Below are 6,687 nucleotides of genomic sequence, written 5' to 3'. Positions count from 1 at the left end.
TTCCCAAAAAAAAGTAAAGAATTCATTTGGTCAGGCGGAGGTCAGGTATAAAGTGAGTACAAAAGTCATTATGTTTGGTGTCGAATTCGAAGCAGAGTTTACATTGACAGATAGGTCAAAAATGAGGAATCCCATTCTTCTCGGAAGAAAAATATTGATAGGGAGATTTATAGTAGATGTGCAAGAGGCTAACTTATCAAAAAAATCATTGAAATGAAGATTGCGATTTTATCAAGAAACTCCCACCTGTATTCTACCAGGAGGTTAATTGAAGCTATTAAAGCAGCTGGGCACGAAGCCATGGTGGTTGACCATTCGCTATGTGACCTGATCATAGAACAGGATGGTCCTTCTATCATATATAAAGGAGAAAAACTTTCAGGCGTTGATGCCATTATTCCAAGGATCGGTGCCTCGGTTACTTTTTACGGTACGGCAGTAGTTCGTCAGTTTGAACTGATGGGGGCTTTTTCCGCAGTAGAATCCCAGGCTATCGTGAGAAGCAGGGATAAATTGAGAAGCCTGCAGATTCTTTCCAAGGCAGGTCTGGGAATGCCCAAAACAGCTTTCACCAATTTTTCCAAAGGAGGAGAAAAAGCATTGATCGAAAGAGTTGGCGGAGCACCGTTGATTATCAAACTGTTGGAAGGTACTCAAGGCTTGGGCGTAGTATTGGCCGAAACAAAGAAAGCAGGTCAGTCAGTGATCGAAGCTTTTCATGGATTGAAAGCCAGAATTATAGTGCAGGAATTTATCAAAGAAGCCAAAGGAGCTGATATCCGGGCATTTGTGGTCAATGGGAAAGTGGTAGGGGCCATGAAGCGGCAAGGGGCAGAAGGGGAATTCCGATCCAATCTTCATAGGGGAGGGGTAGCTACTGTGATCAAACTTTCGAGAGCAGAAAAAATGGCCGCTCTCGGCGCTGCAAAAGCATTAGGACTTGCCATTGCAGGTGTTGATTTGTTACAATCAGAAAGGGGGCCTTTGATTTTGGAAGTAAACAGTTCGCCAGGTCTGGAAGGGATTGAAAAAGCAACTGGGATAAATATAGCATGGGAAATTGTAAAGTATATTGAGGAGTCGGTAGAGAAAAAAATCAAAAAAAAGGAACATTAAAAATGAACAAACCAATCCGGATAGGCACTCGAGGCAGTAAACTGGCCCTTTGGCAGGCTTATCACGTGGCAGATTTGCTCAAAGCTCAAGGTTTGGCAAGTGAAATTGTCATCATAGAAACCAAAGGAGATAAGATTTTGGATGTTTCTATTGCCAAAATAGGGAGTAAGGGTGTTTTCACTGAAGAGCTTGAAGATCAATTGGCTTCGGGTGCTATAGATATAGCTGTACATAGCGCCAAGGATATGCAGTCAAAATTGCCCGATGGATTTGAAATCATTGCTTTTACGAAAAGGGAAGTGGAAAATGATATTATTCTTAGCCATGATCCTAACATTGATTACCAAAATCCTGACCAATCGTTGGTTCTTGGGACATCCTCTACCCGGCGTGTAGCTACTTTAAAACATTTTTATCCTCACATTCACACAGTAGAGGTCAGGGGTAATCTCCAGACAAGAATTGCTAAAATGGAATCAGGATTATGTGACGCACTTTTATTGGCCTATGCAGGCGCACATCGGATGGGATACGATAATTTGATCAGGCATAAGCTATCATTGGATGAATTTACCCCAGCCGTAGGTCAGGGAAGTGTAGCCATTGAGACTTCTGTAAACCTAGACCCAACCATTAAAGCTCAAATAGTTTCCGCTTGCCACCATGAAGCAACGGGATATAGATTACTTGCTGAAAGATCTTATTTGCGGGTTTTGGAAGGAGGTTGCAGTATTCCTGTTTTTGCATTGGCCGAATTTGAGGAAAACACTTTGCATTTAAAAGGTGGCATTGTAAGCTTGGATGGAAGCTCGCGGATTATGCACAAAGTGTCGGGAAGCCATGATCAATCAGAAGAACTTGGAATGCAATTGGCAGACAAGGTTTTGAAAGATGGAGGATTTGAAATATTAAAAGAGATAAAAACAGCTTTAAAGAAATGAGAAATTTAAGGTTTGTCTTGCCCGTTATCGCGGCATTGACATTATTTTCCTGCAAATCAGAAAAAGATTATCTGGTCAAAATCCAGACTCGTCATGGTGACATGTACGCAATATTATTTGATGAAACCCCAAAGCATAAAAAGAATTTTGTTGACTTGGCTCAGGCAGGAAGATTTGATTCCACGGAGTTTCATAGGATCATACCTGAATTTATGATTCAGGGTGGAGATGTGTTCGGCAAGGAAAAGCTTCCTCAGGAAGAATGGTACACTGTACCTGCCGAGATCCAAAATGGGATGATCCATAGCAAGGGAATGATAGCCGCAGCAAGACAGGGCAATAATATCAATCCTGAAAAAAGGTCAAGCGGAACTCAGTTTTATATTGTTCATGGGAAGGTTTACAGTAGAGATGAACTGGTGACGGATATGAAGATCTTGTCAGATTATTTTTACAAATATATTCAACTTGGTAGCAATGCTCATTTGAAGGATGCTTACGGCAAGTTGTACCAAGAGCAGCAATTTGATTCCCTGAATAAATTGATGTTATATGAAAAAGAAAACATGGAGTCTTTTTACAATATCAATCTGGAAAAGCCAATGACGCCTCAGCAGATAGAATCTTATACCACGATAGGTGGAACGCCACACCTTGATGATGAATACACAGTTTTTGGCAAAGTTATTCAAGGTCTCGATGTAATGGAAAAAATAGCTGCGGAACAAACAGCTGAAAGGGATAGACCTGTGAATCCGGTTTATATGAAGGTAACTGTAGAGCAACTTCAAAAAGCAAAAATTACCAAAGAATATGGACATACTTACTGAAAAAAGTAGGGCTGTAAAAGTTCTTGTCACAGGGGCTAATGGTCTTTTGGGTCAGAAATTAGTTGATCAATTAAGAGCTGATCCTGAAATTCATGTAATAGGTACTGGAAAAGGGCAGTCGAGACTGCCTAATGCATGGAAAGGGAGTTATGAATGGAGAGAAATGGATGTAACCGACAAACAACAGGTTTTGGAAGTATTCGCCGAAATCAAACCTGATGCGGTAATTCATACAGCAGCCATGACGCAGGTGGATGATTGTGAAAAAGAAAAAGATCAAAGCCGAATAGCCAATATTGATGCTGTTTCGAATTTGATTGAGGCTTGCCGTACCAATGATGTACATTTGGTCCACCTTTCTACTGATTTTATTTTTGACGGAGAAGAAGGTCCCTATACTGAAGAAGCAGCACCGAATCCCATCAATTATTATGGTCAGACCAAGCTTGAGGCAGAAAATAGGATATTGGAATCCGGAATCAGGTGGGCAATAGTCCGAACAGTTTTGGTATATGGGATAGCCAATGACATGAGCAGATCGAATATTATTCTTTGGGTCAAAAAATCTCTGGAAGAAGGGAGGAATATTAAGGTAGTAAATGACCAATGGAGAACTCCGACCTTAGCGGAAGATTTGGCAGAGGGTTGTGTCTTGATTGTGAAAAAAGGAGCAACGGGAATTTTCAATATTTCAGGAAAGGATTTCTTAACGCCTTTTGAAATGGCTATCCAAACAGCGAATTATTTTGGATTAGACAAATCATTGATTACAGAAGTGGATTCAACGCTTTTTACCCAGCCAGCCAAGAGACCACCCAAAACCGGATTTATCATTGAGAAGGCCAAAAATGAGCTGGGTTATTCGCCTAAAAGTTTTACAGAAGGAATTGGTATTTTATCAAAACAAATTAAATTAGCCGATTCTTAATTCTTAAATTTTCATTTAAAATTAACAAATCGATAAAGTATGGCAATGAATTCAGATACCCAAGGTAGGGGCCAATGGGGTTCCAGTTTGGGTTTTATAATGGCTGCTGCAGGATCAGCGGTAGGTTTGGGCAACATTTGGAGGTTCCCGTATCTGACCGGTGAAAACGGTGGTGGCGCATTTGTTTTTGTATATGCAATCTGCGTGCTGTTGATAGGATTGCCGCTATTGCTCAATGAAATTGCCTTGGGCCGTATTTCAGGCAAAAACCCTATCGGTGCGATAAAAGCTACAGGTGGAAACGGGTTCTGGCAAATTGCCGGCATCTTATGTATCCTTGTCTGTTTCTGTGTGTTGAGTTATTATTCCGTGATTGCAGGTTGGACCATTGGGTATATTTTCACCGAATTGATCAATATTCCGATCGATTTTGAGGATTTCCAACAAACACCCATGTATGTGATACCTCTTTGTTTTGTTTTCATATTGATGACAATAGGAGTGGTTTTGGGAGGTGTATCCGGTGGTATTGAAAAGGCAGCCAAATTTTTGATGCCGGTATTGTTTATCATTATCATTTTTATAGCTGGCAGAGCGGTGACTTTAGAAGGTGCCAGTGCAGGTATTGAGTATTACTTATATCCCGATTTCTCTAAAATCACCACTAAAGTCATACTTCAAGCTCTTGGTCAGGCATTTTTCTCTATGTCTGTTGGTTGGGGCTTGATGATAACTTTCGGATCTTATTTGCCCAAAAGTGGTAATATAGTTCAATCTTCGGGATGGATTGCCGGTATGGACAGTATGGTGGCATTGTTGGGTGGATTGATGGTATTTCCTGCTTTGTTTGCATTACTTCCAGGAAAAGATCCTGCGGGCGGTCCTGCTTTGGTATTTGAAGTTTTGCCAATGGTTTTTGACGCAATGCCTGGTGGGAATTTCATTGGGGCTTTATTCTTTTTACTATTATTGGTTGCGGCTTTAACCTCTAGTATTTCAATGTTGGAGGTTCCGGTGGCTTATTTTATTGATGAAAGAAAATGGAGCAGAAAAAAGGCAGCTTGGACAATAGGTATTGCTGCAATGGCTCTTTCAGTACCATCAGCATTATCTTCCATCGAAGGCAATTTTTTTGAGTCATTGACACTCTCTTTCTTGGGCAATACTCAGGTAGGCTTTTTTGCTATCATGGATTTCACATTTGGCACTTTTGCTGTAGTGGTGATATGTTTGATGCTCAGCCTTTATACAGGTTGGGCCAAGAAAATCGGGGACTTTGCCAATGAACTTGCTTTAGGAGCACCGGGATTTAAAGGAGGCATTAGGTCTGCATGGATTTTCTTCATCAAATGGGTTTGCCCAATAGTGATAGCTCTGGTATTGTTGGATCTTCTTGGGATCTTCGGAACCCCACAAGAAGGTGGCTGATCCTTAAATCGAGCTTATATAGTATAAGAGAAGGGCTTTAACAGCCCTTTTTTTATATATTCAGATTTGCTTTTTATTAAATTATCTTTGTTCTTTACGAACGTGATTCTCACCCTTTCATATGAAAATACTTGTTGTTGACGATGATGCCATCAATAGATTGGTTTTGCGTAAATTATTTGAAAAAGAGCAACATACGGTCCTAACTGCGGAGAATGGGGTAGAAGCTTTAGCCATTCTGATAGCAGAGGAAGATGTGCATGTCGTGATAACGGATATCATGATGCCAGAAATGGATGGAATTGAACTCCTCGGGGAAATTAAACTTAACGACAAAATCAATAAATTACCTATTATCGGATTTACAGCTGGAGACATAGATTATTTCAGAAGTATTACCCCAGTTTGCTTTGACCGCTTATTACCAAAACCTATGAATTTTCACGAGTTGTACCATATCACCCATCAATTTGTGGAGCAAAGGACTGTTTGAATGATTTTTTTTCATTCAGTTTATTTTTATTCGTTTTCCCGTGTCTTCCAAAAACAAAATACTTACTTTGGGTTTGAAATGAAAAATAAACCCAAATGAAAAATTTCATAGTGACGCTTTTAGGAATAATCATTGCCTTTTCGGCAAGTTCCCAAGATTTCTCAATAGGACCAAAAATAGGAGTTTCCCAAGCAAATATTTCGGTTACAGGGGATGATTTTGTTTCCGGCGATGATAACCTTGGGTATCATGTGGGTTTGTTTGTGCGTATGGGAGGCAATTCAATCTTTATTCAACCTGAATTTTTATACACCAATACTGGAGGATCATTTATCCAAAAACAAACCAACGGAACAGATATTTCGATTGACGCCAATTTTAATAGGGTGGATATACCTTTTATGTTCGGATTCAAATTAGCAGATTTCTTCCGGTTGCAGGCTGGACCTATAGCCTCAATCCTGATTGATTACCGGATTGAAGATGCGTTGCAAGTTCCTTTAGATGTTGACTACAATACTTCTACTATTGGCTATCAGGCAGGAATCGGATTTGATATTGGGAATTTTATCCTTGATTTGAAATATGAAAATTCTCTGGGAAAAATTTCAAAGTCTAACCCAAATTTTCCAACTGACCAAAGACAAAATCAAATCATTGTATCTGCTGGGTTCAGGCTATTTTAAATATAAGGCTCTTTCCCTTTACAAATATTCAATCTTTAAAATAAAAATACCTGCAAAATCATCTGCAGGTATTTTTATTTATAGCATGTTTTTGCGTGAAGTTAAAAATCAGGCAATTATTTTATTTCAAAGGCAAGTTCATCCATGCCGATATTGTTTTTTACAATGATTCAAAATCTACTACCACTGCTTCAACACGTGCTGCGGTTGAAAAGTTGCAAGGTAAATCAATTATTTTATTCATTGGTGGATTGAGTAAAGGTGT

The 6,687-nt window shown here is 39.6% G+C and carries 8 protein-coding genes; all 8 read left to right on the top strand.

Annotated elements, in window-relative coordinates; translation table 11 throughout:
- Nucleotides 1-217 (top strand): RimK/LysX family protein (locus ACEW8U_RS21625; RefSeq protein ID WP_373524134.1); only part of this gene is annotated, 217 nt, incomplete at its 5' end.
- A complete protein-coding gene (gene rimK / locus ACEW8U_RS21620; RefSeq protein ID WP_373524133.1) occupies nucleotides 214-1,116 on the top strand; it encodes a 30S ribosomal protein S6--L-glutamate ligase in 903 nt (300 codons plus the stop codon). The genes ACEW8U_RS21625 and rimK, both read left to right, overlap by 4 nt.
- 2 nt (nucleotides 1,117-1,118) lie before the next feature.
- Entirely contained in the window at nucleotides 1,119-2,057 is a 939-nt protein-coding gene (hemC, locus tag ACEW8U_RS21615; protein WP_373524132.1) for a hydroxymethylbilane synthase, read from the top strand.
- The gene (locus ACEW8U_RS21610) at nucleotides 2,054-2,887 is read left to right on the top strand and encodes a peptidylprolyl isomerase (protein ID WP_373524131.1); all 834 of its coding nucleotides are present in this window, start codon (nucleotides 2,054-2,056) and stop codon (nucleotides 2,885-2,887) included. Before hemC ends, ACEW8U_RS21610 begins: the two co-directional genes overlap by 4 nt.
- A complete protein-coding gene (locus ACEW8U_RS21605) occupies nucleotides 2,871-3,815 on the top strand; it encodes an NAD(P)-dependent oxidoreductase (protein ID WP_373524130.1) in 945 nt (314 codons plus the stop codon). The genes ACEW8U_RS21610 and ACEW8U_RS21605 overlap by 17 nt, the downstream gene beginning before the upstream one ends.
- Before the next feature lie 39 nt (nucleotides 3,816-3,854).
- Nucleotides 3,855-5,243, top strand: a complete 1,389-nt coding sequence (locus ACEW8U_RS21600; RefSeq protein WP_373524129.1) for a sodium-dependent transporter — start codon at nucleotides 3,855-3,857, stop codon at nucleotides 5,241-5,243.
- A 121-nt stretch (nucleotides 5,244-5,364) separates the two neighbouring features.
- Entirely contained in the window at nucleotides 5,365-5,736 is a 372-nt protein-coding gene (locus tag ACEW8U_RS21595) for a response regulator (RefSeq protein WP_373524128.1), read from the top strand.
- Nucleotides 5,737-5,831: 95 nt separating this feature from the next.
- Nucleotides 5,832-6,422, top strand: a complete 591-nt coding sequence (locus ACEW8U_RS21590; RefSeq protein WP_373524127.1) for a porin family protein — start codon at nucleotides 5,832-5,834, stop codon at nucleotides 6,420-6,422.
- The last annotated feature ends 265 nt before the right edge of the window (nucleotides 6,423-6,687 follow it).

The sequence above is a fragment of the Aquiflexum sp. genome, from assembly GCF_041751335.1.
GTDB lineage: Bacteria > Bacteroidota > Bacteroidia > Cytophagales > Cyclobacteriaceae > Aquiflexum.
The sequence above is the reverse complement of the archived record's forward strand: the minus strand, read 5'-3'. Positions and strand labels throughout refer to the sequence as shown.

Bases quoted from the DNA above. Each gene is read 5' to 3' on its own strand.
- ACEW8U_RS21600 (WP_373524129.1), top strand. From the start codon at position 3,855: ATGGCAATGAATTCAGATACCCAAGGTAGGGGCCAATGGGGTTCCAGT.
- ACEW8U_RS21610 (WP_373524131.1), top strand. From the start codon at position 2,054: ATGAGAAATTTAAGGTTTGTCTTGCCCGTTATCGCGGCATTGACATTA.
- ACEW8U_RS21605 (WP_373524130.1), top strand. From the start codon at position 2,871: ATGGACATACTTACTGAAAAAAGTAGGGCTGTAAAAGTTCTTGTCACA.
- ACEW8U_RS21595 (WP_373524128.1), top strand. From the start codon at position 5,365: ATGAAAATACTTGTTGTTGACGATGATGCCATCAATAGATTGGTTTTG.
- hemC (WP_373524132.1), top strand. From the start codon at position 1,119: ATGAACAAACCAATCCGGATAGGCACTCGAGGCAGTAAACTGGCCCTT.
- ACEW8U_RS21590 (WP_373524127.1), top strand. From the start codon at position 5,832: ATGAAAAATTTCATAGTGACGCTTTTAGGAATAATCATTGCCTTTTCG.
- rimK (WP_373524133.1), top strand. From the start codon at position 214: ATGAAGATTGCGATTTTATCAAGAAACTCCCACCTGTATTCTACCAGG.